19 protein-coding genes and 1 rRNA gene are annotated in these 26,609 nt (G+C 72.4%); 8 read left to right on the top strand and 12 right to left on the bottom strand.

The genetic code is table 11. The annotated features are described in order from the left end of the window. Positions 1–99: 99 nt before the first annotated feature. The 3 genes from AB0B01_RS27940 to AB0B01_RS27950 form a co-directional block, all read right to left on the bottom strand. Complete coding sequence (locus tag AB0B01_RS27940; RefSeq protein ID WP_361724745.1) at positions 100–5,061, bottom strand: NAD-glutamate dehydrogenase; 4,962 nt, start codon at positions 5,059–5,061, stop codon at positions 100–102. A 354-nt stretch (positions 5,062–5,415) separates the two neighbouring features. Then, complete coding sequence (locus AB0B01_RS27945; RefSeq protein WP_361724748.1) at positions 5,416–6,117, bottom strand: HAD family hydrolase; 702 nt, start codon at positions 6,115–6,117, stop codon at positions 5,416–5,418. Then, on the bottom strand, positions 6,114–6,614 hold the full coding sequence (locus tag AB0B01_RS27950; protein WP_361724751.1) for a hypothetical protein: 501 nt from the start codon (positions 6,612–6,614) through the stop codon (positions 6,114–6,116). The genes AB0B01_RS27945 and AB0B01_RS27950 overlap by 4 nt, the downstream gene beginning before the upstream one ends. Before the next feature lie 299 nt (positions 6,615–6,913). Here AB0B01_RS27950 and AB0B01_RS27955 point away from each other — a divergent pair, with 299 nt between their 5' ends. Continuing rightward, complete coding sequence (locus tag AB0B01_RS27955; protein ID WP_361724754.1) at positions 6,914–7,327, top strand: Rv3235 family protein; 414 nt, start codon at positions 6,914–6,916, stop codon at positions 7,325–7,327. A 13-nt stretch (positions 7,328–7,340) separates the two neighbouring features. Here the strand turns inward: AB0B01_RS27955 and AB0B01_RS27960 are convergent, their stop codons facing one another. Together AB0B01_RS27960 and secA are read right to left on the bottom strand one after the other, a co-directional pair. After that, a complete protein-coding gene (locus AB0B01_RS27960) occupies positions 7,341–7,493 on the bottom strand; it encodes a hypothetical protein (protein ID WP_361724757.1) in 153 nt (50 codons plus the stop codon). Between the two features lie 166 nt (positions 7,494–7,659). Next, on the bottom strand, positions 7,660–10,434 hold the full coding sequence (gene secA / locus AB0B01_RS27965; protein WP_361724760.1) for a preprotein translocase subunit SecA: 2,775 nt from the start codon (positions 10,432–10,434) through the stop codon (positions 7,660–7,662). 228 nt (positions 10,435–10,662) lie between these two features. Here secA and AB0B01_RS27970 point away from each other — a divergent pair, with 228 nt between their 5' ends. Both AB0B01_RS27970 and AB0B01_RS27975 read left to right on the top strand, forming a co-directional pair. After that, positions 10,663–11,244: a GNAT family N-acetyltransferase gene (locus AB0B01_RS27970; protein WP_361724763.1), complete on the top strand. Its 582-nt coding sequence runs from the start codon at positions 10,663–10,665 to the stop codon at positions 11,242–11,244. Positions 11,245–11,253: 9 nt separating this feature from the next. Continuing rightward, the gene (locus AB0B01_RS27975) at positions 11,254–12,456 is read left to right on the top strand and encodes a crosslink repair DNA glycosylase YcaQ family protein (RefSeq protein ID WP_361724766.1); all 1,203 of its coding nucleotides are present in this window, start codon (positions 11,254–11,256) and stop codon (positions 12,454–12,456) included. 91 nt (positions 12,457–12,547) lie between these two features. On the opposite strand, the gene AB0B01_RS27980 is transcribed toward AB0B01_RS27975, so the two are convergent. The 6 genes from AB0B01_RS27980 to mtrA form a co-directional block, all read right to left on the bottom strand. Beyond that, positions 12,548–13,249, bottom strand: a complete 702-nt coding sequence (locus AB0B01_RS27980; protein WP_030300047.1) for a response regulator transcription factor — start codon at positions 13,247–13,249, stop codon at positions 12,548–12,550. 210 nt (positions 13,250–13,459) lie between these two features. Further along, complete coding sequence (gene raiA / locus AB0B01_RS27985) at positions 13,460–14,155, bottom strand: ribosome-associated translation inhibitor RaiA (RefSeq protein ID WP_361724769.1); 696 nt, start codon at positions 14,153–14,155, stop codon at positions 13,460–13,462. Between the two features lie 351 nt (positions 14,156–14,506). Then, the gene (locus AB0B01_RS27990) at positions 14,507–15,253 is read right to left on the bottom strand and encodes a phosphoribosyltransferase family protein (RefSeq protein ID WP_361724772.1); all 747 of its coding nucleotides are present in this window, start codon (positions 15,251–15,253) and stop codon (positions 14,507–14,509) included. Between the two features lie 76 nt (positions 15,254–15,329). Beyond that, the gene (locus tag AB0B01_RS27995; protein ID WP_361724775.1) at positions 15,330–17,180 is read right to left on the bottom strand and encodes an LpqB family beta-propeller domain-containing protein; all 1,851 of its coding nucleotides are present in this window, start codon (positions 17,178–17,180) and stop codon (positions 15,330–15,332) included. After that, entirely contained in the window at positions 17,170–19,275 is a 2,106-nt protein-coding gene (gene mtrB / locus AB0B01_RS28000) for an MtrAB system histidine kinase MtrB (RefSeq protein ID WP_361724793.1), read from the bottom strand. Before mtrB ends, AB0B01_RS27995 begins: the two co-directional genes overlap by 11 nt. 43 nt (positions 19,276–19,318) lie before the next feature. Next, complete coding sequence (gene mtrA / locus AB0B01_RS28005; RefSeq protein ID WP_189747360.1) at positions 19,319–20,008, bottom strand: two-component system response regulator MtrA; 690 nt, start codon at positions 20,006–20,008, stop codon at positions 19,319–19,321. 234 nt (positions 20,009–20,242) lie between these two features. On the opposite strand from mtrA, the gene AB0B01_RS28010 reads away from it, so the two are divergent. Genes AB0B01_RS28010 through AB0B01_RS28030 form a run of 5 tightly spaced genes read left to right on the top strand, consistent with a single transcriptional unit; the run spans position 20,243 to position 26,129 of the window. Beyond that, positions 20,243–21,508, top strand: coding sequence for a hypothetical protein (locus AB0B01_RS28010; RefSeq protein ID WP_361724778.1), 1,266 nt, complete (start codon positions 20,243–20,245; stop codon positions 21,506–21,508). A 7-nt stretch (positions 21,509–21,515) separates the two neighbouring features. Then, positions 21,516–22,190: a DUF4129 domain-containing protein gene (locus AB0B01_RS28015; protein ID WP_361724781.1), complete on the top strand. Its 675-nt coding sequence runs from the start codon at positions 21,516–21,518 to the stop codon at positions 22,188–22,190. Beyond that, the gene (locus AB0B01_RS28020; protein ID WP_361724784.1) at positions 22,187–23,860 is read left to right on the top strand and encodes a DUF4350 domain-containing protein; all 1,674 of its coding nucleotides are present in this window, start codon (positions 22,187–22,189) and stop codon (positions 23,858–23,860) included. Before AB0B01_RS28015 ends, AB0B01_RS28020 begins: the two co-directional genes overlap by 4 nt. Continuing rightward, positions 23,857–24,819, top strand: coding sequence for a MoxR family ATPase (locus AB0B01_RS28025; protein WP_361724787.1), 963 nt, complete (start codon positions 23,857–23,859; stop codon positions 24,817–24,819). The genes AB0B01_RS28020 and AB0B01_RS28025 overlap by 4 nt, the downstream gene beginning before the upstream one ends. Continuing rightward, complete coding sequence (locus tag AB0B01_RS28030) at positions 24,819–26,129, top strand: DUF58 domain-containing protein (RefSeq protein ID WP_361724790.1); 1,311 nt, start codon at positions 24,819–24,821, stop codon at positions 26,127–26,129. Before AB0B01_RS28025 ends, AB0B01_RS28030 begins: the two co-directional genes overlap by 1 nt. A gap of 387 nt (positions 26,130–26,516) precedes the next feature. Here the strand turns inward: AB0B01_RS28030 and rrf are convergent. Continuing rightward, a 5S ribosomal RNA gene (gene rrf, locus AB0B01_RS28035) occupies positions 26,517–26,609 on the bottom strand; the annotation flags it as partial.

Raw genomic sequence — 26,609 nt, forward strand, 5'->3', positions numbered from 1 at the left:
GGCGGGCTACGGGTCCGCCCCCCGCGCGGCCACTCCCCGCGGGGGGGGCGGGATCCCGTGAGCCGGGCCCGCCCTTCACCCGTCAACGCCCCGCAGCGGTCAGCTGTGCGCGCGCAGCAGGGAGCGCATCGTCCGCATCGCCACCGACAGGTTCGCCAGGTCGAAGTCGTCCGAGCCCCGGATCTCGTCCAGGGTCGTCCGGGCCCGGCTGATGATCGCCGCGTTCTTCTCCTCCCACGCCTTGAAGCGCTGCTCGGGAGTGGAGTCGCCGTTGCCCACCGCCAGTACGTCGGCGGTCAGCGCGGCGTGCGCCGCGAACAGGTCCTCACGGATGGAGGCGCGGGCCATGGACTGCCAGCGGTCGGCCCGCGGCAGCTCGATGATCCGGTCCATCAGCTGGGTGATGTCCAGGCGGTCGGCGAGGTCGTAGTACACCTCGGCGACGTCCAGCGGGTCGACGCCGGTGCGGTCCGCGATCGCGACGATGTCGAGCGTCGGGAAGGCCGAGGAGAATCCGGCGACCTTGGCCGCCAGCTCGTCCGGCACGCCCTCGTCGGTCAGCTCGTCCACGATCGACTGGTACCACTCCAGGTCCGCGCCGCGCACCAGCTTGGGCAGCTCGTCCCAGACCTGGCGCACCCGCTCACCGAAGAGCTCGATCGTCTCGGTGATCTGGAGCGGCTGCGGCCGGTTGTTCAGCAGCCAGCGGGTGCCGCGCTCGACCAGGCGCCGCGAGTGCAGCCGCACCCGGGTCTGGACGTCGGCCGCGACGCGGTTGTCCAGGGCCTCGACCGCGTCCCACACCTCGGCCAGGCCGAAGATCTCGCGGGCCGCGAGCTGTGCCCGGACGATCTCCTCCACCGAGGCTCCGGTCTCCTCCCGCAGGCGGTGCAGGAAGGTCGAACCACCGGTGTTGACGGTGTCGTTGACCAGGACGGTGGTGATGATCTCGCGGCGCAGCGCGTGCCCGTCGATCTGGTCCGCGAACTTCGCGCCCAGCGCGGCCGGGAAGTACGCGTGCAGCAGGCGGCGCAGGTACGGGTCGTCCGGCAACCCGGTGGCGATGAGGTCGTCCGCCACCGTGATCTTGGTGTAGGCCAGCAGGACGGCGAGCTCCGGCTGGGTCAGGCCCTTGCCGTTGTTCAGCAGCTCGCGGATCTGCCGGTCGGTGGGCAGGAACTCCAGGCTCCGGTTCAGCAGGCCGTCGCCCTCCAAGCGGCGCATGAAGCGCTGCTGGGCGTGCAGCAGGCTGGGGGCCTGGGCCGCACCGTTGGCGAGGGCCACGTTCTGCGCGTAGTTGTTGCGCAGCACGAGCCTGCCGACCTCGTCGGTCATTTCCGCCAGCAGCTTGTTGCGCTGCTTGACGGTCATGTCGCCTTCGGCGACGACCGCGTTGAGAAGGATCTTGATGTTCACCTCGTGGTCGGAGGTGTCCACGCCGGCGCTGTTGTCGATGGCGTCGGTATTGACCTTGCCGCCCTCGCCGCCGGCACCGATCCGGGCGAACTCGATACGGCCGAGCTGGGTCAGGCCCAGGTTGCCGCCCTCGCCGATCACCTTGGCGCGGACGTCGCCGCCGTTGACGCGGATCGCGTCGTTGGCCTTGTCGCCGACGTCCCCGTGCGTCTCGGTCGCCGCCTTGACGTACGTACCGATGCCGCCGTTCCACAGCAGGTCCACGGGGGCCTGGAGGATCGCCTGCATCAGCTCGGCCGGGGTCATCTTGGTGACGCCCGCCTCGATGCCGAGGGCGGCGCGCACCTGCGCGTTGACCGGGATCGCCTTCGCGCTGCGCGGGTGGATCCCGCCGCCCGCGGAGAGCAGTTCCGTGTTGTAGTCGGCCCACGAGGAGCGCGGCAGGTCGAACAGGCGCCGGCGCTCGGCGTACGAGGTCGCCGCGTCCGGGGTCGGGTCGACGAAGATGTGCCGGTGGTCGAAGGCCGCCACCAGGCGGATGTGCTCGGAGAGCAGCATGCCGTTGCCGAAGACGTCACCGGACATGTCGCCGACGCCGACGACGGTGAAGTCCTCGGTCTGGGTGTCGTGGCCGAGCTCGCGGAAGTGCCGCTTGACCGACTCCCAGGCGCCGCGGGCGGTGATGCCCATGCCCTTGTGGTCGTAGCCGGCCGAGCCGCCCGAGGCGAACGCGTCGCCCAGCCAGAAGCCGTACGCCTCCGCGACGCCGTTGGCGATGTCGGAGAAGGTCGCGGTGCCCTTGTCGGCGGCGACGACGAGGTAGGTGTCGTCCTCGTCGTGGCGGACCACGTCCTTGGGGTGCACGACCTCGCCGCCGACCATGTTGTCGGTGATGTCGAGCAGCGCGGAGATGAAGATCTTGTACGAGGCGATGCCCTCGGCGAGCCACGCGTCGCGGTCCACCGACGGGTCCGGCAGGTTCTTGGCGACGAAGCCGCCCTTGGCGCCGACGGGCACGATGACGGTGTTCTTGACCATCTGCGCCTTGACCAGGCCGAGGATCTCCGTACGGAAGTCCTCGCGGCGGTCGGACCAGCGCAGGCCGCCTCGGGCGACCTTGCCGAAGCGCAGGTGGACGCCCTCGACGCGCGGGGAGTACACCCAGATCTCGAAGGCCGGGCGCGGCGCCGGGAGTTCCGGGATCGCTTGCGGGTCGAACTTCATCGACACGTAGGCGTGCTGCTCGCCCTCGGCGTTGAGCTGGAAGAAGTTGGTGCGCAGCGTCGCCTTGATGAGGGTGAGGAAGGACCGCAGGATCCGGTCCTCGTCGAGCGAGGCGACCTGGTCGAGCGCGCCGTCCAGCTCCTCCAGCATGGCGTCGATCAGCTCGGTGCCGGCGGCCTGGCGGTGGGGCGACAGGCGGGCCTCGAACAGCGAGATCAGCAGCCGGGTGGTGTGGACGTTGTTGCGGAGGGTGTCCTCCATGTAGTCCTGGCTGAAGTTCACGCCGGCCTGGCGCAGGTACTTGGCGTACGCGCGCAGCACCACGGCCTGGCGCCAGGTGAGCCCGGCGCTCAGGACCAGGGTGTTGAAGTTGTCGTTCTCGGCGTCGCCCCGCCAGACCGCGGCGAAGGCGTCCTGGAAGCGCTCGCGGGCGTCGTCGCCGAGGTAGTGGTCGCCGGCGCCGGCCAGGGGCATCCGCAGGCCGAAGTCGTAGATCCAGGCGTTGCTGCGGTCGCTGCGGCGCAGCTCGTACGGGCGCTCGTCGGTTACCTCGACGCCCAAGCGCTGGAGCACCGGCAGGACCGCGGACAGCGAGACCTGCTCACCGGTGCGGTAGATCTTGAACCGGCGCTCGCCGGGGCCCGCGCCGACCGGCTCGTACAGGGAGAGCGCGAACTCGCCCTCGCCGGCGGAGAGCCGCTCCAGGTGGCACAGGTCGGCCACGGCCGCGCGCGGCGAGTGGTCGGCCTTGTAGCCCTCGGCGAAGGAGGTGCCGTACTTGCGCAGCAGCTCGGCGGCGCGCTCCTCGCCCAGCTCCGCGACCAGGGCCTCGCCGAAGCCGTCGGCCCAGGAGCGGGCGGCCTCGACCAGGCGGGTCTCGACGCGCTCGACGTCGGCGTCGGTCAGCGCGGGCAGCTCGGTGCCCTGCGGGACGCGGACGACGAAGTGGATGCGGGAGAGGATCGACTCGGTGTTCCAGGCGGTGAAGTCGACGCTGATGCCGCCGAGCTCTTCCTTCAGGATGTCCATCAGCCGCAGCCGGACACCGGTGGTGAAGCGGTCGCGCGGAAGGTAGACGAGGGCCGAGTAGTAGCGGCCGTACTCGTCCTGGCGCAGGTACAGCCGCAGCTTGCGGCGTTCCTGGAGGTACAGGACGGAGGTGGCGATCTCGCGGAGCTTGTCGACCGGGGTCTGGAACAGCTCGTCGCGCGGGTAGGTCTCCAGGATCTGCAGCAGGTCGCGGCCGTCGTGGCTGCTCGGGGCGAACCCGGCGCCTTCGAGGACCTCGGCGACCTTGCGGCGGATGACCGGGACGCGGCGCACGGACTCGGTGTACGCGGCGGAGGAGAACAGGCCGAGGAAGCGGCGCTCGCCCACGACGTTGCCGTCCGCGTCGAACTTCTTCACGCCGACGTAGTCGAGGTACGAGGGGCGGTGCACGGTGGAGCGGCTGTTGGCCTTGGTCAGCACCAGCAGGCGGTGCTCGCGGGCCTTGGCGCGCGCGTCGGCCGGCAGCCGGTTGAAGGACGGCGAGACCGGGTGGCCGTCGTCCTTGCCGCTGTGGTGCGGGTCGGAGCGCAGGATGCCGAGGCCGGTGCCGGGGACGGCGGCCAGCGAGTCGTCGACGAGGTTGTACTCGCGGTAGCCGAGGAAGGTGAAGTGGTCGTCGGAGAGCCAGCGCAGCAGCTCACGGGCCTCTTCGAGCTCGTACTCGCGCAGGTCCGGGGCGACCGGCTCGTCGGGCAGGCCGTCGGCGATGCGCAGCGCGGCGTCGCGCATCTTCTCCCAGTCCTCGACGGCCTCGCGCACGTCGGACAGGACGCGCTGGAGGTCGGCGGTGATCTGCTTGAGGTCGGCGCGGTCGGTCTCGCGGTCGATCTCGACGTGGATCCAGGACTCGACGAGGGAGTCGTGGGGGCGCGCGGTGCGGGGGCCGTGGGCGTCGCAGTCGGGGCCGAGGATCTCGATCAGCTTGCCGGTGATGTCACGGCGGACGACGACCTGGGGGTGGATCACGACGTGGATGCCGCGGCCCTGGCGCGAGAGCTCGTTGGTGACGGAGTCGACGAGGAAGGGCATGTCGTCGGTGACGACCTCGACGACCGAGTGGCTGGAGGTCCAGCCGTTCTCCTCGACCGTGGGGGTGTGCACGCGGACGTTCGCGGTGCCCTGCGGGCGCTTCTCGGCCAGCCGGTAGTGGGAGAGCGCGGCCCCGAACACGTCGACCGGGTCCCGGTCCAAGAGGTCCTCGGGGGCGGTGTGCAGGTAGTAGCGCTGGAGGTAGGCGAGAGTCGTGTCCGGGTCGGGACGCTCCCCCTGCTCGGACCCAGTCGGAAGTAGCCCCCCGGCCGGGCTGTGCTCAGCTACCCGGGCCGCCCTCGTGAGCAGCTCGGCCTTTGCTTCGTCCAGCTTGGTCTGCATGTCCTCTGGCTCCTGTCGCGCGCCATTGCGTGACGTAGGTGAAGGAAGGAATGACGTAGCGCCGCGAGGCGGGGTGTCCGTCCGGAATCGGCGCCATGCCGTGGTGAGAGCCGGCCGGGAGGGAACAGGCCATGATCGGCTGGGGCTCCCGGCGGCAGGGATCAGCGAAGGCCCGGGCACGGTCGTGCGCCGGGCGCTGGCCGGAGGCTGCGGTGCCTCCGATGACTATCGCGCTGATCACGGGTACCAGGCTATCTCGCCGCACCCCCTGTCCGTCACGCACCAGATCTGTACAAAAGCAGGTCCGGAACTTTGACGTAGTGCGCAGTGACGCGGGCGGGTTCGTGCAAGTACTTATTCGGCCAGACGGCGAGCAGCGCGTACGGCTTCTGCCAGGGTGTCGACGACTTCCACGCCCGCCGATTCCAGACTGCGGCGGCTGTGCGAACCACCCGTGTAGAGGACGGCTCTCGCACCTACGTGCGCAGCGGCCAGCGCGTCGTCGACGGCGTCGCCGATCAGGATCGTATGACCGGCCGACACCCCGCTGTCCGCCAATGCGGCCATATGGCGGACGAGGTGACCGGCCTTCGAGGTGTGCGAAGAGCCGACCCGCCCGTCGACGCGCAGGAAATGCCGGTCGATGCCGTGGGCCTGGACCAGCGGCAGAAGCTTCTCGTGGGGGGCGAGGGAGAGCAGGGACTGGGTGAGTCCCTCCGCCTGCCAGTCGTGCAACAGCTCCCGGGCCCCTTCGGTGAGCCCGGCGGCATCGGCGGCGGCCCAGTAGTACCGGTGGAAGGTGTCGTCCATGACGGCCCATTCCGCCTCGGTGGGCAGCCGGCCCATCAGCCGTTCGTAGAACTTCGGTACCGGGACGACGTACAGCTCGCGGTACTGCTCCAGCGTGACCGGCGCGAAGCCGAACTCGGCGAAGGAGGCGTTCGTCGCGGCGAGGACCGCGTCGATGTCGTGCAGCAGGGTGCCGTTCCAGTCCCAGACTATGTGGACGGGCGCGGAGGGGTTGCCGGGGCGGGTGGCGGTGGCCGGAATGCTCACTTCAGCAGCCCCGGGATCTCCTGGACGCCGAACCAGAGCAGCTCGTGGTCCTCTGCACCGTCCACCGTGAACCGGGCGTCGTCGTCGCCGCGGTCGGCGGCGGGGACGGCGGCAGCGGCGGCGCTGACATCGGCCTCGGCGTCCTCGGCGTCCACGTGGACGGCCGCGGCCACGGCGAGCCGGACGGCGCCGGCCAGGGTCACCTGGCCGAGGGTGGCCTCGTCGAGCCCGGGGGTGGCGGTGGCGGCCTTGTCGTCGACGTCGAGTGCGACCACGACCCGCTTGCGGGGGGCGGCGGGGTCCTCGGCGAGCATCCGCAGGGAGGCGGCCGCGGCCCGGCTCAGGGCGGCGTACTCCAGCTCCTCGATGTCGTCCGACACGTACCACTCGCGCAGCCCGGGCGTGACCGCGTACGCGCGCAGCGGGGCGGGGCCCAGCTCACCCGCCTTGTGCGCCTCGGCGAGCCCGGGGAGGGTCAGGGGGACGTACACGCGCATGGCCGGCTGCTTTCGGTAGTCGTCAAACGCCCTCAGGATACGGCCGTACGGCCTTTTCCGGCGGCGGCCGTCCCCTTTCGGGCTGCTGCCCCGCGGCCGGATCACGTCCACCAGGGGCTCCGCTGTGCGAGCCCGGCGCCGCGGGCGGGCCCGGCCGGGCACTCGGATAGGTGAACGCGGACCCCTTCTTCGGTGCACCTCCGGGGCCGTTGCGGAGGATGGGCAGGGCCCGTAGAAGATCCCCTACCAAGTTACCGCCCGGTACCACTTCGGGCCCGGACTTCTCGGGGACGACCGCCATGACCAGGAACACCACCCGGCCCCCCGGCCGCCACGACCAGCGCCGCCCGCGCGGCCCCCGCCGCCCGCGCGGCCCGCACGACTGGTTCGCGGAACGGCTGCTCGCGGTGGTCAGCGGCCAGCGGCCGGTGCACTCCCTGCTCGGGCTCACCGTCGGTCCGGCCTACGACCAGCTCGTCACCCTGGCCACCGCAAGCCCCGCCCACGACCCCGGCGCCGGGGCAGAACCGAGGCGCGAGCGGCTGCGCCCGGTCCTGCGGCACTGCGGGCGCTTCCACCCCGGCCCGGGCGTCATCGAGGCCTTCGCCCGCATCGCCACGGGCGACCGCGTCTCGGCGATGGCCTTCCGCCTCGAACAGGGCCCGGACCTCCGCTGGCGCTGTGCGGCCGTCGAAATGGCCCCCCTCCCGTGAGGACCCCGCCCGCCTACCGGCTGGTCCACCAGGCGGCCCCGGTGCCGGTGGCCGTGGTCACGAGCGTGATGAGCCAGACGGGAACGCGGTGAATGATCACGTGGAGCCCGCCGCAGCGGAGCTCGAACTGCAGCTGTGTGCGGCTGGGCTCAACTCGCTTGTCCATGGCCCCAGTCGAGCACCGCCCGTACTCCCCTTGTCACGGGCGGAAGCTGTACAAGAGCGGGGGCGGAACTTTGACGATGTGGACAGCTACGCGCCGTACAACGCCGCCGGGGCCGGACACCGTTCCTGGCGTCCGGCCCCGGCAGGGGTGCCCGTGCGGGCAGCGGTTACTTCTTGCGGCGGCGGCCGCCGGCGGCCTTCTGGGCCTTGCGGCGCTCGGCCCGCGTCATCCCCGCCTCGTCGGCCTCGAAGTCGCCCTCGACCACGCCGCCCTCGCCGTCCACCGACGGGGCGGAGAAGTGCAGGCGGTCCGGACGCTGCGGGGTGTCCAGGCCCTTGGCCCGGATCTCCGGCCGCGCGGCCGCGGCCACCGCGGGCTCGGTGTCCTGCACCGGGATCTCCTCGACCTGCTGCTCGACCTGGACCTCCAGGTTGAACAGGTAGCCGACGGACTCCTCCTTGATGCCCTCCATCATGGCGTTGAACATGTCGAAGCCCTCGCGCTGGTACTCGACCAGCGGGTCCTTCTGGGCCATCGCCCGCAGGCCGATGCCCTCCTGGAGGTAGTCCATCTCGTACAGGTGCTCGCGCCACTTGCGGTCCAGGACCGACAGCACCACGCGCCGCTCCAGCTCACGCATGATGTCGGAGCCGAGCGCCTTCTCGCGCGCCTCGTACTGCTCGTGGATGTCGTCCTTGACGGACTCCGCGATGAACTCGGCGGTGATCCCCGCACGGTCCCCCGCGGCCTCCTCCAGCTCCTCCACCGTCACCTTGATCGGGTAGAGCTGCTTGAAGGCGCCCCACAGCCGGTCCAGGTCCCACTCCTCGGCGAAGCCCTCGACCGTCTCGGCCGCGATGTACGCGTCGATCGTGTCGTCCATGAAGAAGCGCACCTGCTCGTGCAGGTCCTCTCCCTCCAGGACGCGGCGGCGCTCGCCGTAGATGACCTCGCGCTGGCTGTTGAGGACCTCGTCGTACTTCAGGACGTTCTTGCGGGTCTCGAAGTTCTGGGTCTCGACCTGCGACTGGGCCGACGCGATCGCGCGCGTCACCATCTTGTTCTCGATCGGCACGTCGTCCGGCACGTTCGCCATCGACATGACGCGCTCGACCATCTGCGCCTTGAACAGCCGCATCAGGTCGTCGCCGAGCGACAGGTAGAAGCGGGACTCGCCCGGGTCGCCCTGACGGCCGGAGCGGCCGCGCAGCTGGTTGTCGATACGGCGCGACTCGTGCCGCTCGGTGCCCAGCACGTACAGCCCGCCGAGCGCCTTGACCTCCTCGAACTCGGCCTTCACGGCCGCCTCGGCGCGCTTGAGCGCGGCGGGCAGCGCGTGCGCCCACTCCTCGATGTGCTCCTCCGGGTCGAGGCCCTGCTGGCGCAGCTCGGCCTCGGCGAGGTCGTCCGGGTTGCCGCCGAGCTTGATGTCGGTACCGCGGCCGGCCATGTTGGTGGCGACGGTGACGGCGCCGCGGCGGCCGGCCTGGGCGACGATCGAGGCCTCGCGCTCGTGGTGCTTCGCGTTCAGCACCTCGTGCGGGATGCCCCGCTTGGAGAGCTGCTGGGAGAGGTACTCGGACTTCTCGACCGACGTCGTACCGACGAGGATCGGCTGGCCCTTCTCGTGCTTCTCCGCGATGTCGTCGACGACGGCGGCGAACTTCGCGACCTCGGTCCGGTAGATCAGGTCCGGCTGGTCCTTGCGGATCATGTCCCGGTTGGTCGGGATCGGGACGACACCGAGCTTGTAGATCTGGTGGAACTCGGCGGCCTCGGTCATGGCCGTACCGGTCATGCCGGACAGCTTGGTGTAGAGGCGGAAGAAGTTCTGGAGGGTGATCGTGGCGAGGGTCTGGTTCTCGTCCTTGATCTCCACCCCTTCCTTCGCCTCGATCGCCTGGTGCATGCCCTCGTTGTAGCGGCGGCCGGCGAGGATACGGCCGGTGTGCTCGTCGACGATCATGACCTCGCCATCGATGACGACGTAGTCCTTGTCGCGCTTGAACAGCTCCTTGGCCTTGATGGCGTTGTTCAGGTAGCCGACGAGCGGGGTGTTCACCGACTCGTAGAGGTTCTCGATGCCGAGCCAGTCCTCGACCTTGGCGACACCGGCCTCGTGGATGGCGACGGTGCGCTTCTTCTCGTCGACCTCGTAGTCGCCGGTCTCCTCGATGCCCTTCAGCGGCTGGCCGGCCTCGCCCTTGGTGAGGCGGGTGACCAGCTTGGCGAAGTCGGCGTACCACTTGGTCGCCTGGTCGGCCGGACCGGAGATGATCAGCGGCGTACGCGCCTCGTCGACGAGGATGGAGTCGACCTCGTCGACCACGGCGAAGTTGTGGCCGCGCTGCACCAGCTCGTCCTTCGACCACGCCATGTTGTCGCGCAGGTAGTCGAAGCCGAACTCGTTGTTCGTGCCGTACGTGATGTCGCAGTTGTACTGCTCGCGGCGCTGCGCCGGCGACATGTTCGCCAGGATGCAGCCGACCTCCAGGCCGAGGAACTTGTGCACCCGGCCCATCAGCTCGGAGTCGCGCTCGGCGAGGTAGTCGTTCACCGTGATCAGGTGGACGCCCTTGCCGGACAGGGCGTTCAGGTACGCGGGAAGCGTGCCGACGAGGGTCTTGCCCTCACCGGTCTTCATCTCGGCGACGTGGCCGAGGTGCAGCGCCGCGCCGCCCATGATCTGGACGTCGTAGTGCCGCTGGCCGAGGACGCGCTTGGCGGCCTCGCGGACGGTCGCGAAGGCCTCCGGCAGCAGGTCGTCCAGGCTCTCGCCGTCCTGGTAGCGCTGCTTGTACTCGTCCGTGAGCGCCCGCAACTCGGCGTCGGAGAGGTTGACGAAGTCCTCTTCGATGGAGTTGACCTGGTCCGCGATGCGGTGCAGTTTGCGCAGGATCTTGCCTTCGCCTGCACGCATGAGCTTGTTGAAGACGGACACCGAGGTTTGTCTCCTTGCCGGTCGGGCCTGGGCACTGGTTCGTACGCGGGCACGGAGGGTGGGCCCCACCGCAACGGCCATCGTAAGCGAGGACGCGGTCGCGTCGGGAGGTCCGCCGCATCCGCAGGGCGCGGGCACCCGGAATGAGAACGTGCGCGACGCCCGGAAGGTGCCGGTGTAACCGAAAACTGTTCGCGGTGTCCCCCGGACGGCGACCACAATCCGTGCATGGAACCCCTCACCCTGAGCACCGAGCGACTGAGCCTGCGGCCGTTCACCCCCGCTGACGAGGACGAGGTGTACGCCGCCGCGCAGGACCCGGACATCCAGCGCTGGACGATGGTCCCCTCCCCCTACACCCGCGAGGACGCCCGCGGCTTCGTCGGCGAGATCGTCCCGAACGGCTGGCGCGAGGACACCGGCTACTCCTTCGCGGTCCGGCTGGGCGGGGACGGACCGCTGGTCGCGGCCGTCGGCGTGCACGTCCGCGGACCCGGCGCGTACGAGATCGGCTACTGGACGGTCAAGGAGCACCGGGGCCGCGGCTACATGACCGAGGCCGTGCTGGCCGTGGCCCGCTGGGCCTTCACCGAGGTGGGCGCCGCCCGGCTGGAATGGCGTGCCGAAGTCGGCAACGCCGGGTCCCGCGCCGTCGCCGAGAAGGCCGGCTTCCGGATGGAGGGCGCGCTGCGCGCCGCCCTGGAGAAGAACGGCACGGTGCGGGACTGCTGGATAGGCGCCCTGCTCCCCTCGGACCTCGGCCTGCCCTCCGCGCTCCCGTACCTCCCCGCTGTCAGTGGGGGGATCTAGGGTGCGGTCATGACGACCGCACCGCCGCCGACCCTGTCCCTCTCCGCCGACGAGGCCCGCCGCATCGCCCTGCGCGCCCAGGGCTTCCTGGGGGCGCCCGACCGGCGCGGCGGGGTCCGGGGCGTACTGCGCCACTTGGGCGCGGTGCAGCTCGACACGATCTCCGTCCTGGCCCGCTCGCACGAGCTGGTCCCGTACGCGCGGCTCGGCGCAGTGGGCCGGGCGGCGGTCGAGTCGGCGTACTGGTCGACCGGAGCCGACGGCACGCCTTCGGCAGGCCCCCACGCCTTCGAGTACTGGTCGCACGCTGCCTGCATCCTGCCCATCGAGGAGTGGCCGCACTTCGCCTTCCGGCGCCGGGAGCGCCGGGCCCGCGGGCACCGCTGGCACGTCCTCCAGGACAAGGAGCGCTCGACGAAGGCGGTGCTGGACCGGCTCCGGTCCGACGGGCCGCTCACCTCGACCGAGCTGGGCGGCGCCAAGAACGGCGGCGAGTGGTTCGAATGGTCCGAGACCAAGATCGCCGTGGAGTGGCTGCTGGACACCGGTGAGGTGGTCTGCACGGAGCGGCGCGGCTGGAAGCGGGTCTACGACCTGCCGGAGCGGGCGGTTCCGGACGCCCTGCTCCATGACGACATGGACGACCGCGAGTGCCTGCGCCGCCTGGTGGCGCTGGCCGGCCAGTCCCTGGGCGTCGGCACCCGGGCCGACCTCGCGGACTACCACCGCCTCAAGGGCGAGCAGGTCGACGCGGTGATCGCCGACTCGGGGCTGGTGCCGGTGGAGGTCGAGGGCTGGGGCAGGCCCGCCTGGGCGGACCCGGCCGCGCTGGCCACCGTCCCGCGGGGCCGCCACCGCACGACCCTGCTCTCCCCGTTCGACTCCCTGGTGTGGGACCGCCCCCGCACGGAGCGCATCTTCGACTTCACCCACCGCCTGGAGGCGTACGTGCCCAAGCCCCGGCGGATACACGGCTACTTCGCGATGCCGCTGCTCGCGGGCGGCCGGCTCCAGGGCCGCGTCGACCCGGCCCGGGAAGGCCGCACCCTGGTGGCCCGCCAGCTCTCCCTGACCGGGCTGAAGGCCGCCCGCCCGATGGCGGAGGCCCTGCGCGAGGCGGCGGACTGGGTCGGCTGCGACGCCGTCCGCATCGACCGCACCGACACCCCCGCCGAGGCCGAGGCCGTCACGGCGGAACTGGCCGCGCTCTAGGCGCGGCGGGGCCCGCAGTCGAGCCCCCGGGGGCGGCAGCCTGCGGGGGCGGGAGCCCGCGGGGGGCGGCGGGGTCTACGGGCGGAGCCGGTCAGCGGATTTCGAGGATCTTCTCCCGCATCGCGTACACCACGGCCTCCATCCGGGAATGCAGCTGCAGTTTTTCCAGGATGTTGCGGACGTGGTTCTTCACCGTGTTCTCCGAGATGAACAACTCCTTGGCGATGTCCCGGTTGTTCATCCCGGTCGCCACCAGCTTGAGGACTTCCAGTTCCCGGTCCGTGAGCCGGGGCGCCGGCACGAGCCGCCGCTCGTCCGTCCGCTGGATCATCGACTTGAACTCCGTCAGGAGTTTCGACGCCATCGACGGGCTGATCTGCGACTGGCCGTCCGCCACCGCGCGGATCGCCGTCGCGACCTCGTCGGTGGAGATTTCCTTCAGGAGGTATCCGGTGGCGCCCGCCTTGATCGCGTCGTAGAGGTCCGCCTCCTCGTCGCTGATCGTCAGCATGATGATCTTCGCGGAGGGGGCGACCTCCTTGATCGAGGTGCACGCCTCGATCCCGCCGCGCCGCGGCATCCGCACGTCCATCAGCACGATGTCCGGCAGCAGGTCCGCCGCCTTGTCCACCGCCTCCGCGCCGTCACCCGCCTCACCGACGACCTGGATGTCCTCCTCCTGCGCGAGGACGATCTCCAGCCCGCGCCGGAACAGGGCGTGGTCGTCGACGACGAGCACCCGGATCGGCTCGCCGCCCTCATCACCGCGCACCGGCCCGAAGCTGTCCGCCATCGTTCCTCCCCCTGCATGTGCCGAGCTCCAAGCCAACCGGACGAGGTCGTACGCCGGTTGACTGCCCGCCATGATTCCATGCCTGCGCCACCGCGCGCGGAGCCGTCGGCGACCACCTGGCGCATACACGTCGTACGGGTGCCCCCGGGACGACCGAACATCCCGGGGGCACCACACCCTCGCACCGCCCGGCCCACGCCGGGCGCGGCGTCAGCCGCCGAGCGCGCCGCCCGCGCCCGCACCGGGCTCAGCGGAGCTGGAGGCCTGGTCGGCGTTGAGGTGGATCACGCCGTAGTCGTAGCCGTGGCGCCGGTAGACGACGCTCGGCATCTTGGTGTCGGAGTCGACGAACAGATAGAAGTCGTGGCCGACCAGTTCCATTTCATAGAGGGCCTGGTCGAGCGACATGGGGGCGGCCGAGTGGGTCTTCTCGCGGACGATGAGCGGGCCTTCGCCCTGCACTTCCAGCGATCCGATCCGCGTGGTCGGGATCGCTTCCTCCTTGTCCGCCGGGACCAGCTCGCCGTTGCCGTTCAGCGACGCGGCGTCCGGCACGGCGTCGGCGACCTCGGCCGCCGAGAGGCGTCCGTTGCCGCGACGGCTGTGGCGCTTGTCGTGCTGCCTGCGCAGCCGGGCCTCAAGCTTCTCGTGTGCGAGGTCCAGAGCTGCGTACGGGTCTGCGGCCGCGGCCTCGGCACGGATCACCGGGCCCCGCGAGCGCAGGGTGATCTCCACACGGTCGGAACGGTCGGCCTGCCGCGGGTTGAGCTCCTTGGACACCTCGACGTCCATGCTGATGACTTTGCCGTCATACTTCTGGATCTTGTCCACGTTGAGCTTTTCGGCCACGTGCTTGCGGAACCGCTCGGGCACCTCGGTCTTGCGGCCCTTGACGACGATGTCCACGCAGAACTCCGTTCCCGGATAGCTCCGCCTCCTGGGGCGAAGCGTCTCCCTTTCGCACCAGGCTCCGGTGAACACCGGAGCCTCGGACTTGGCGACTTTCACCTCCTCCTCCCCCATCGGCAAGATCTACACCCCACCGACTTCGGAGTCGAGAGACAGCCTCTGACACGAAGTTTCGGAAACGCCGAAACGCACGGTCCGATGCATGGCGCCCAAGGCTCGCCGTTTCCTTACAACCGAACATATCTCTCGATGGCGGTTGTCGGCACCCGCTACCGGCCCGTACCTCCGTTCAGGTGGCCATTCCCTCTTACCTGCTGTAACGATGCAGCTTCCCCACCAGTTCCAAAACTATTCACCCGATCGCTGCTCTGGACGGGTCTTCGACCGGATCCGTACGAAGGACCCGGCCGGGGCCGCCACCACGGCCGCCCCCGCCACCGGTCCGAGACCGGCGGCGCGCACCGCCCGGGCCGCCTCCGCCAGCGTGGCTCCGGTGGTGATCAGGTCGTCCACCAGGACGATCCCCGCCCCCGCCGGCCGGGCCCCTCCCGCGGCCACCGCCGCCGCCGCTCCCGGCACCACCGCGAGGGCTCCCGCCAGGTTCTCCCGCCGCTCCCGCGCGCCCAGACCTGCCTGGTCCGCCACCGGCCGCCGCTGGCGCAGTACGGGCGCCACGCGCGCCGCGCAACCCGCCCGCCGCAGCCGCCCCGCGGCCGCCAGGGCGATCCGGCGCGCGGGATCGTGCCCGCGCGCGCGGACCTGCGCCCGCGCCGAGGGCACCGGGACGAGCACCAGCTCCCGGCCGGCCCCGCCCGAGCGGACCGCCGCCGCCAGGGCAGCGCCCAGCGGCCCGGCCAGCGGCAGCGCCCCGCGTTCCTTGTGCGCCAGGACGACCGCCCGTACGGCGCCCTCGTACGCGGCGGCGGCATGCACCGCCGGCAGCCCGCGCGGCGGCGGCGAAGGCCGTACGGGTCCGGCCGCCGCGCCGCTCAGGGCCTCACCGCAGCGCGGGCACAGCAGTGCCCGGGCGGCCCCGCACCCCGCGCAGTCGATCGGCAGCACCAGCCCGGCCAGCTCCTGCCACCACCCCCGCATGCGGCCACTGTGCCGGGGGCCGGCCGCCGCCCGCCACCCCTGTGGACAACGGCGAAGGGGCGGCGGACCGGAGCCGTCAGCCCGGGTAGACCGGCGCCCGGCCGCCCGCCGCCACCGTGCGCCACTGCGCCCCCGGCGGCAGCCATACGATCCCGTCCTCGTCCGAGCACGCGACCACGGGCTTCTTCTCGTCCTCGGTCGCCGTGACCGCCACCAGCCCGGTCGCCCCGGGCAGGCCCGCCGCGACCATCGATCCGTCCGCCAGCATGTACCGGGCCTGCACGACCCCGCCGCTCTCCCGGCCCACCACCAGCAGCCGGCCCCGCGGCGCCCAGCTCAGCGCCGTCACGCTCGCCATCTGCGGAGCCGCCGGGCGCAGCTCGCGCACGGCCACCGGCGCCGCCGGGTCCGTCTTGCCTTCGGGCCGTTCGATCCGTCCGATGAAGAGCCGGTTGCGGTTCTGGTTCTGCACGAGCAGCGCGATCCGCACCCCGTCGGGCGCCGCCTTCAGCGCGGTGATCCGCCCGCCGTCGAGCCCCGGGACCTCGACCTTCTGCGGGGTCCCGGTGCCGCCCGGCACCCGGTACAGCGCCGGGTTCTGCGGGTCCTGGTCGGCGACCCACAGATCGCCCGCCGCGTCCCAGCTCGGCGCCCCGAGGCCGTTCGGCTTGGCGCCCTTACCGGTCAGCAGCGGCTGCGGCATCGTTCCGGCGGTGGTCGTGTTGACCAGGTAGAGCCCGTGCCCGTCCTCGGAGACCACCGCCGCGCGCTTCTCGTCGTAGGAGACGGCCGCCGAGCCGATCTTGAAGGCAGGGGTGGCGGCCAGCGGGCCGGGCACCGGTTCGGGCTTGTACTGCTGGTCCTCGCTGCTCACGTCGAGCTTCAGCCGCACGAGCCGGCTGTCGCTGTCGACGTAGTACTGGTAGCCGGGGCTCGGGATCCGGTGGGCGAGCGCCGACGCCGCCGCGTTCGTCACCGAGCACAGCGAGGACCGGTCCGAGCGCAGCAGCTCGACCCGCGACAACTGGGAGGCCGTCAGGTCCTGCACGGTGAAGAGCAGTTGGGTGGCCATCTTCTGGCACTGCGGCTGCGCGACGTTGTCGGCCTTGTCGTTCAGCGGAACCCGTAGCGTGTTCTGCCCGTCGTACGAGAGGGTCTTCGTGCCCTCGCGCAGTTCCGTACCGGTGGGGAAGCTCGAAGTGACCACCGGGGCCAGCCACTTGGACGGTCCCGCGAACAGCGACTGGACGGTCTGCGTGGTCGGGTCCATCCGCGAGTCGGGGTCGCTGCGCTGGCGTACGTACACGGGGTCGGCGACGAGCGTGCCGCCCGCGAAGTAGTACTTGTTGACCGGCATGTAGATGCGCTGGAAGTCGGACTCGCTGAGCACGAGGCTGCTGGGCGGGGTGGCGATCCGCCACTCCTTGTTCTCCTTGACCAGCGTGAGGAACTCCTCGTACCGCCCTCCCGAGGTCTCCGGCTGGTAGGCGCTGCGTTCGTCGACCGTCGCGAGCTTCGTGCCGCTGACCTTGAAGCGGGGGTCGGCGGAGTCCTTCTCGCCCTGGACGGATATCCGGTCGAGGCCGGCCGAGAGCACCGTGACGGCCGAGCCGGGCCTCCAGTTCTTCGCCGCCTCCTGCGTGAGGTACTTGCGGGCGGTCTGCAGCTGCGGGTCGTCGCTGGTCATGGCCTCCAGGAAGCCGTCGACGATGTCCTGGGCGCCGGCCTTCTCGGCCGGCGGCACGCCGAAGACCCGGACCTGCGAGTCGACCCCCTGCGAGGCCCGTACCTCGCGGATCTCCCCGTGGTCGGGCATGGAGGCGCAGCCGGCGAGGACCAGTGCGGCCGCTGCGAGGGCGGTGGCGCGGGCCGTCCGTCGGCGGCGGACACCGCCGTCCCTGGAAACCCGTGCGGGCTCAGCGTCCACCTGCGCCATCCTCCTGTGCTGCCGGCCGGCCGACAGCCGCCCGGACCTCCGGCGTGCGGACGGTCCCGTCCTGCGCGCCGGGCGTGTCGTCCTTCGTGTGCGGCGCCGGGTCCTGCGCCGGAGCCGCCGCGTCGCGCGGGGTCCCGGCCGCCCTGTCCGCCGCCATGTCGGCTGCCCTGTCGGCTGCCGTGTCGGCTGCCCTGTCGGCCGGGCGGGCCACCACCCGGGCCCCGTTGCCCGGCAGCGCCGTCGGGTCCGACGGCACCGGCAGGGCCCCGGCGACCGCCGAGCGCGGCGGTATCGGCGAGCGGTCGGGCCGGCCCGCATCCCGCGAGGGTGCCTGCGTGGCCGCCCCCGCACCGGCCGCTTCGGCCGCCGCCCTGGCCCGGTTGGCCCGCGAGTCCTCCGGCTCCAGCGGGATCGGGGAGCCCCGCAGCGGCTCGTCGGCGGTCCGCGGCAGGGTCAGCCGGAACTGCGAGCCCCCGCCCGGCTCCCCCCAGGCCTGCAGCCAGCCGCCGTGCAGCCGGGCGTCCTCGACGGCGATGGACAGGCCGAGGCCCGTACCGCCGGTCGTGCGCGCCCGCGCCGGATCGGCACGCCAGAAGCGGTTGAAGACGCGGGTGGCCTCCCCCGGCTTGAGCCCGACGCCGTAGTCCCGTACGGCGACCGCGACGGCCCCGCCCGCCGAGGCGAGCCGGACCACCACATCGCGTCCCTCGCCGTGTTCCACGGCGTTGACGACGAGGTTGCGCAGGACGCGCTCCACGCGCCGGGCGTCGGCCTCGGCTATGACCGGCTGGGTGTCGCCGAGGACCCGGATCCGGGTGCCCTTGTGCTCCGCGAGCGGCTCGGCGCCGTCGATGACCCGGCGTACGACGTCCCGCAGGTCGATCGGCTCCGCCTCCAGGGCCGCGGCCCCCGCATCGAACCGGCTGATCTCCAGCAGGTCCGCGAGCAGTGACTCGAAGCGGTCGAGCTGCCCGGCGAGCAGCTCCGCGGACCGCGCCGTGACCGGGTCGAAGTCCACCCGGGCGTCGTGGATGACATCGGCGGCCATCCGGACCGTCGTCAGCGGCGTCCGCAGCTCGTGCGAGACGTCGGAAACGAACCGGCGCTGCATCCGGGACAGGTCCTCCAGCTGCTGGATCTTGTTCTGGAGGTTCTGCGCCATCTTGTTGAAGGCCTCGCCGAGCCGCGCGATGTCGTCCTCGCCGGTGACCTTCATCCGCTCCTGCAGCCGCCCCGCCGAAAGCCGCTCGGCGATGCCGGCGGCCATCCGTACGGGCGTGACGATCTGGCGCACGACCAGCCATGCGATGGCGCTGAGCAGCACCACGACGAACAGGCCCGCGGTCGCGATGGTGCTCTTGACCAGGTTGAGGGACTCCTCCTCCTGCGTCAGCGGGAAGAGGTAGTACAGGTCGTACGGGTCGCCGTTGATGTCGGTGAGCCGCTTGCCCACGACCAGCGCGGGCTCGGGCGCCTTGGCCCCCGGCCCGGCGGTGTAGCGGATCTGGGAAAAGGTCTTGAAGGTGCCGGTGGCGTGGTTGACGGATCGCCGCAGGGCGGGCGGGACGCTCGCGGTCGGGTCGACGTTGCCGGAGGCGCGGGCGCCCTTGACGCCCGAGACGGCGGGCCCGCCCGGCGGCTGCGCGCCGCTCCCCGTCGTGCCGGTGCCGGCACCGAGCGCGACCACCTCGAAGGCGGTCTGGCCGCCACTGGCGAGCTGTTTGACCAGCGAGTTCATCCAGGTGCTGGCGTCCCGGCCCACCTTGTTGTCGGTGGCGTCGGGCCCGTCGACGGTGGACGGCGTGTTGGCCTTCTCCTGCGCGACGGCGAAACCGCCCGCGGCCTGGCTCTGCGCGGCCTCCTCCTTGGCGTCCAGCAGCCCCTTGCTGACCTGCGCGATCACCACGAAACCGAGGGCGAGGACCACCGCCAGCGACATCAGCAGCGTCGCGGCGACCACCCGCAGCTGGATGTTGCGCCGCCACAGCCGGACAGCCGGAAGCAGCGGCCGCTGTACGAGGCGTACGAACAGCCGCAGCACGGGGCCGCCGGGCGCTCCGTCCTGGAGCAGCCGGCCGCCCCGCAGGGGCCCCCGGCGGGAGCCGCTCCGGGGCTTGCCGGGCTGCACGTCAGCTGGGTCCGGCCTTGTAGCCGACACCGCGCACCGTCACCACGATCTCGGGGCGCTCCGGGTCCTTCTCGACCTTGGAGCGGAGCCGCTGCACGTGCACGTTGACCAGGCGGGTGTCCGCCGCGTGCCGGTAGCCCCACACCTGCTCCAGCAGCACCTCGCGGGTGAACACCTGCCAGGGCTTGCGCGCGAGGGCGACCAGCAGGTCGAACTCCAGCGGGGTCAGTGCGATGGAGGCGCCGTCCCGCTTGACCGAGTGCCCGGCCACGTCGATGACCAGGTCACCGATGGCCAGCTGCTCGGGCGCGGGCTCCTCCGACCGGCGCAGGCGGGCTCTGATCCGGGCCACCAGCTCCTTCGGCTTGAACGGCTTGACGATGTAGTCGTCGGCACCGGACTCCAGACCCACCACGACGTCGACCGTGTCGCTCTTGGCGGTGAGCATCACGATCGGTACACCGGATTCGGCGCGGATCAGCCTGCACACCTCTATGCCGTCCCGTCCGGGCAGCATGAGGTCGAGCAGCACCAGGTCCGGCTTCGCCTCCCGGAAGGCAGCCAGTGCCTTGTCGCCGTCCGCTACGAACGACGGCTCAAAACCTTCTCCACGCAGCACAATGCCGAGCATCTCGGCCAGCGCGGTGTCGTCGTCGACGACAAGGACGCGTCCCTTCATGGTTGACATCATCCCATTAGCCAATCGTTACCCGGCGGTGAGCTGTCCCACAGCCAAAAGGGCTGGAAATCGACCCTCGGACCTGGGTGGGGACCAGACCGACCAGTGTGCCCCGGATCCCGGCGACAATTGAAGGCACGGACGGCCGGGGATCCGGGGGGACGGCCCGTCCGTTCAACGTTCCCACGTGGCACGATGGCAGCCGACCAGCGCCCCCGCCCCACAGGTGCACGCGAAGGAGCGACGATGAACGACTCTCCGGGCTGGGCTACGCCCGGATCCCCCGCCTCCCCGTCCGACGGCGAGCGGCCGGGCGCGCCCGACGGTCAGAGCGGCGACGGCACCGCGCCACCGGCAGCGGGCGGGCAGAAGTGGTCCGCGGAGCAGCCGCCGCCCGGCGACTGGTCGAGCCCCGGCCTGCCCCCGACCCCGCCGCAGCAGCAGCCCCGGCCACCGCAGCCCGGCGCAGGCCAGTACGGCCACGGCTACGCCCGCTCCGGCGGTCCCGGCCAGTGGGGCGGCCAGTGGGGCAAGCCCCCGGCGGCCAAGCCGGGCGTGATCCCGCTGCGCCCGCTGGGCGTGGGCGAGATCCTCGACGGAGCGGTCGCCGCCATCCGCACCCACTGGCGCTCGGTCCTCTCGCTCACCGGCGTCGTGGCCGTGTGCGTGCAGGTGGGCAACGTCCTCCTGCAGAAGAACCTGCTGTCCCGCGTCAACCTGGAGTCCTTCGAGCCGGGCGCCCAGCCCAGCATGGACGAGATCAACGACCTCTTCGCCGGGGCACTGCTGCTCGGCGGCGGCGCCCTCTTCCTCCAGCTGCTCGGGGGACTCCTGGTCACCTCGATGCTGACGATGATCTTCAGCCGGGCGGTACTGGGCCGGCCCTCGACCGTCTCCGCCGCCTGGCGCGAGGCGCGGCCCCAGCTGCTGAAGCTGTTCGGCCTCACCGTGCTGACCGGGCTCGGGGCGCTCCTCATCGGCGTGGTGCTCGTCCTTCCCGGCATCCTGATGCGGAGCGCCGGTCTGATCCTCCTCGGCGTCCCCGCCGCGCTCGTGCTGATCACCTGGCTGTGGATCAGGTTCAGCCTGGCCTCGCCCGCACTGATGCTGGAGCGGGCCCGGATCCTCACCGCCTTCACGCGCTCCGCCCGGCTGGTCAAGGGCTCGTGGTGGCGGATCTTCGGCATCACGCTCCTGACGGGCCTGATCACCTCCTTCCTCGCGGGCATGATCGGCGGCGTCTTCAACGCCATCGCCTTCGCCCTCTTCGGCGGCGGTGTCAGCGGCATGCTCGGCACCACCGCCCCGCCCGACAGCTGGGGCTACCTGGTCACCGCCGCGATCGGCGGGATCATCGGCCTGGTGATCACCATGCCGATGCAGTCGGGTGTCACCGTCCTGCTCTACGTCGACCAGCGCATCCGCCGCGAGGCCCTCGACCTGGAGCTCGCCCGGGCGGCGGGCCTGGAGGACTACGGCACGGAAGCGGCCGCGCCGCCGACCGGGAGCTGATGCGCAGGTGACGGGTTGGGGGGGCATCATCAGCCAGGCGATCACACCGGCGGCGGTGGAGCCGCCGGTCACGACACCGCGGGACGGCGGTCGTGAGGCGGCCGAACGCGAACTGTCGAAGCCGATGTACCACGAGCACGATCCGGGCCTGCTCCAGCGCGCCCTGAACCGGTTCTGGGAATGGGTCGGCGACCTCTTCGACCACGCCTCGGCCGCCACCCCGGGCGGCGCCCTCGGCCTCGCCGCCGTCGCCGCCCTGGTCGTCCTGGCACTGGCCGCCCTGTGGTGGCGGCTCGGCGCCCCCCGTCGGGCCGTCGCGCCCGCGGCCACACTGTTCGACGACGCCCCGCGCAGCGCCGCGGACCACCGCACCGCCGCCGAGGCCCATGCCGCGGCCGGCCGCTGGAGCGAAGCCGTCCGGGAACGCATGCGGGCCATCGTCCGCTCCCTGGAGGAGCGCGCCCTCCTCGACCCCCGCCCCGGCCGCACCGCCGACGAGGCCGCCGCCGAAGCCGCGCGCTCCCTCCCCGCCCACACCGCAGAGCTGCGCGCCGCGGCCCGCGCCTTCGACGACGTCACCTACGGCGGCCGCACCGCCGACCCCGACACCTACGCCCGCCTGCGCACCCTGGACCTCGCCCTCCCGCACACGAAGCCCCTCCTGACGGGACCCCCGGCATGACCCCCACCCCGTCCCCACCGCCCGAGCCCACCCCGGCCACCCCGGCAGCCGGCCCACCGCACACGCAGCCCGCCGCCCTCGCCCGGGCCACCGGAGCCCGGACCGCAGACACCGGCACGGACACTCCGCCGGCCACGGCCCCGAGCCCGGCCCCGGACGCCCCTCCCGCGCCCCACGGCACCACCCCCGGTGCGGCTACCCGGGCGCCCGCCGAAGCGGGCACTGAGGGCGGTACGGGCGCCCCCTCGGGGGAAACCGGAACCCGGCCCGCCACCCGTACACGCCCCGCCGCCCCCGTCGCCGACACACCGGCCCCCGTCGCCGACGCACCAGCCCCCGGCGCCGCCGCAGGCAGAACCCGCTCCGGCTCGCCCGAACCCGCGGGCAGCGGTTCCACCCGGCCCGTCGCAGAACCCCGTACGGCACCGGCCCCAGCCGCCGCAGGCAACGGCGCCGGCACCGCACCCCCCGCGCCCACCCCGGCAGCGCTGTGGCGGCGGGCCCGCGGCGCGCTCGTCGGACTCGGGATCCTGCTCGTCGGCGCCGTCACCCTGGCCGCCCTCGGCTCCGACAGCCGGCACGGCCACCTCGACCCCCGCTCCGCCGACCCCGCCGGCAGCCGGGCCGTCGCCGAGCTGCTCAAGGCCCGCGGGGTCACCACCCGCGTCGTCACCACCGCCGACGAGGCCGCCGAGGCCGCCGGCCCCCACACGACCCTGCTCGTCACCGACCCCGACCGGCTCGGCGAGGACCAGCGGCGCGCCATCCGCTCCGCCATCGACCTCTCCGGCGGCCGTACCGTCCTCCTCGCCCCCGGCCCCCGCAGCCTCCCCGACCTGGCCCCCGCCATCCGGAGCAAGGGCTACGCCGACCAGGACGTCCTCGACCCCGCCTGCGCCCTGCCCGCCGCCACCTCCGCCGGCCGCGCCGCCACCGGCGGAAACCTCCGCTACGCCCCCGCGGGCGCCGGCACCGCCTGCTACCCCAGCGGCGGCAGCCCCACCCTGCTCGTCCTCCCCTCCACCACCACCGGCGGCGACACCGTCCTCCTCGGCTCCGAGCAGATCCTGCTCAACCGCAGCCTCGCCGACGAGGGCAACGCCTCCCTCGCCCTCCAGCTCCTCGGCTCCCGCCCCGACCTCGTCTGGTACCTGCCCTCCCTCGCGGACACCGCCGACCCCGGGGCCGAGGAGCAGAAGGGCTTCCTGGAGCTGATCCCCGCCGGCTGGAGCTGGGCCCTGCTCCAGCTGTTCGTGGCCGCCGCCCTCGCCGCGCTCTGGCGCGCCCGCCGCCTCGGCCCCCTCGTCACCGAGCAGCTGCCCGTCGCCATCCGGGCCTCCGAGGCCACCGAAGGCCGCGCCCGCCTCTACCGCAAGGCCGCCGCCCGCGACCGCGCGGCCACCGTCCTGCGGGCAGCCGCCCGCGAACGCCTCGCCGCCCTGGTCGGCGTACCGCCCACCCGCGCCCACGACCCGGCCACCCTCGTCCCCGCCGTATCCGCCCGCCTCACCGGCGCAGCCACCCACGCGGCGGCACCGTACGGAGCCCCGCACGCCGGCGCACCCGACCCGGCCACCCTCCTCTTCGGCCCCGCCCCCGCCGACGACGCGGCACTCGTCGCGCTCGCCGACCACCTCGACGCCCTCGAAAGAGAGGTCCGCACCTCATGACGGCCACCACGGACAGCGCCCGCTCCTCCCTGGAAGCGATCCGCACCGAGATCGGAAAGGCCGTCGTCGGCCAGGACTCGGCCGTCACCGGTCTCGTCGTCGCCCTGCTGTGCCGAGGCCACGTCCTCCTCGAAGGGGTGCCCGGTGTCGCCAAGACCCTCCTCGTACGGGCCCTCGCCGCCTCCCTCGACCTCGACACCAAGCGCGTCCAGTTCACCCCTGACCTGATGCCCAGCGATGTCACCGGCTCGCTCGTCTACGACGCCCGCACCGCCGAGTTCTCCTTCCAGAACGGCCCGGTCTTCACGAACCTCCTCCTCGCGGACGAGATCAACCGGACCCCGCCCAAGACCCAGTCCTCCCTCCTGGAGGCGATGGAAGAACGCCAGGTCACCGTCGACGGCACCCCGCGCCGCCTGCCGGAGCCCTTCCTCGTCGCCGCCACCATGAACCCCGTCGAGTACGAGGGCACCTACCCCCTCCCCGAAGCCCAACTGGACCGCTTCCTCCTCAAACTGACGGTCCCCCTGCCCTCCCGCGCCGACGAGATCGGCGTCCTCACCCGGCACGCCGCCGGCTTCGACCCGCGCGACCTCCACGCCGCCGGCGTCCGTCCGGTCGCCGGCGCAGCCGAACTGGAAGCCGCCCGCGAGGCCGTCGCGAAGGTGTCCGTCTCCCCCGAGATCGCCGGGTACGTCGTCGACATCTGCCGGGCCACCCGCGAATCGCCGTCCCTCACGCTCGGCGTCTCCCCGCGCGGCGCGACCGCCCTGCTGGCCACCTCCCGCGCCTGGGCCTGGCTCACCGGCCGCGACTACGTCACCCCCGACGACGTCAAGGCCCTCGCCCTGCCCACCCTGCGCCACCGCGTCCAACTGCGCCCCGAGGCCGAGATGGAGGGCGTCACGGCCGACGCCGTCGTCACCGCCATCCTGTCCCACGTCCCCGTCCCCCGCTGATGGCCCTCACCGGACGCGCCGCCCTGCTGGCGGCCCTCGGCAGCATCCCCGTCGGCATCCTCGAACCGAGCTGGACGGGGATGCTCGCGGTCAACGGCCCGCTGGCCCTGGCCTGCGCCGTCGACTACGCCCTGGCCGCGCCGGTACGGCGGCTCGCCCTGGCCCGCTCCGGCGACACCTCCATCCGCCTCGGGGAACCGGCGGAGGTCCACCTCGCCGTCACCAACCCGGGCAAGCGCCCGCTCCGGGCCGACCTCCGCGACGCCTGGCCCCCGAGCAGCTGGCTCCCCGGCACGGAGCCCGGGGCTTCCCGCCACCGGCTGGTGGTCCCGCCGGGCGAACGCCGCCGGGTCACCACCCGCCTGCGGCCCACCCGTCGCGGGGACCGCCGGGCGGACCGGGTGACGATCCGCTCGTACGGGCCGCTCGGTCTGCTGGCCCGCCAGGGCACCCACACCGTCCCCTGGACCGTGCGGGTCCTGCCCCCGTTCGCCAGCCGCAAGCACCTGCCCTCGCGGCTGGCGCGGCTGCGCGAACTGGACGGCCGCACGAGCCTCCTGACGCGCGGTGAGGGCACCGAGTTCGACAGCCTGCGCGACTACGTCCCCGGCGACGACACCCGCTCCATCGACTGGCGGGCCACCGCACGCCAGGACAAGGTGGCCGTCCGCACCTGGCGCCCGGAACGCGACCGGCACATCCTGATCTGCCTGGACACCGGCCGCACCGCGGCGGGCCGCGTCGGAGACGCCCCCCGCCTGGACTCCGCCATGGACGCCGCCCTGCTGCTGGCGGCACTGGCCTCGCGCGCCGGCGACCGCGTCGACCTGCTGGCCCACGACCGCCGTGCCCGCGCCCTGGTCCAGGGCCGCTCGGCCGGGGAGATCCTGCCGGCCTTCGTGAACGCGATGGCCACGCTGGAACCGGAGCTCGTCGAAACCGACGCCCGCACCCTGGTCTCCACCGTCCTGCGCAGCGCCCCGCGCCGCTCCCTGGTGGTCCTGCTGACGAGCCTGGACGCGGCCGTCCTGGAAGAGGGCCTCCTGCCGCTCCTCCCCCGCCTCACTCAGCGCCACACGGTCCTGCTGGCATCGGTCGCGGACCCGCACGTCGAGCAGATGACGAAGTCCCGCGGCACGCCGGAGGCGATCTACGAGGCCGCCGCAGGCACCCAGTCCCAGGCCTCCCGCCGCCGCACCACAGAACAACTCACCCGCCACGGCGTCCACGTCGTCGACGCCACCCCCACCACCCTCGCCCCGGCCCTGTCAGACGCCTACCTGGCCCTGAAGTCCACCGGCCGCCTCTGAACTCCCGGGCTGCGGCCCGTCAGAGGTGTTGACGCGCTTGAGGTACACGCGGCAGCGGTGGCTGCTGGTCTGATTCCAGACCAGCAGCCGCTCGGTCCGTCCCAGACCGATCTCCTGCTGGGCCCCCGCGAGAATGCGACTGCTCGTCTCCATGGAAGCCGTGAAGGCCTTCTCATCCGCCGTCGGGTCCCGGCCACCCGTTCCGCCTCGGCCAGGGCAGTCACTCGTGCCGGCCACCGCTGAATGGCGACATGGGTGTTGTGGTCTGCTGTCATCGTGTCCTCCACAGGGAACCGCAAGAGGATCCACGGCTCCCTACAGGCCGTGAACGCAGAAAAGCCCCGCACCGAACCCGAAAGGGCTGGTGCGGGGCTTCCCGCAATAATTGTTCGGCGGCGTCCTACTCTCCCACAGGGTCCCCCCTGCAGTACCATCGGCGCTGAAAGGCTTAGCTTCCGGGTTCGGAATGTAACCGGGCGT

Source organism: Streptomyces sp. NPDC044571 (assembly GCF_040647115.1).
Classification (GTDB): Bacteria; Actinomycetota; Actinomycetes; order Streptomycetales; family Streptomycetaceae; genus Streptomyces.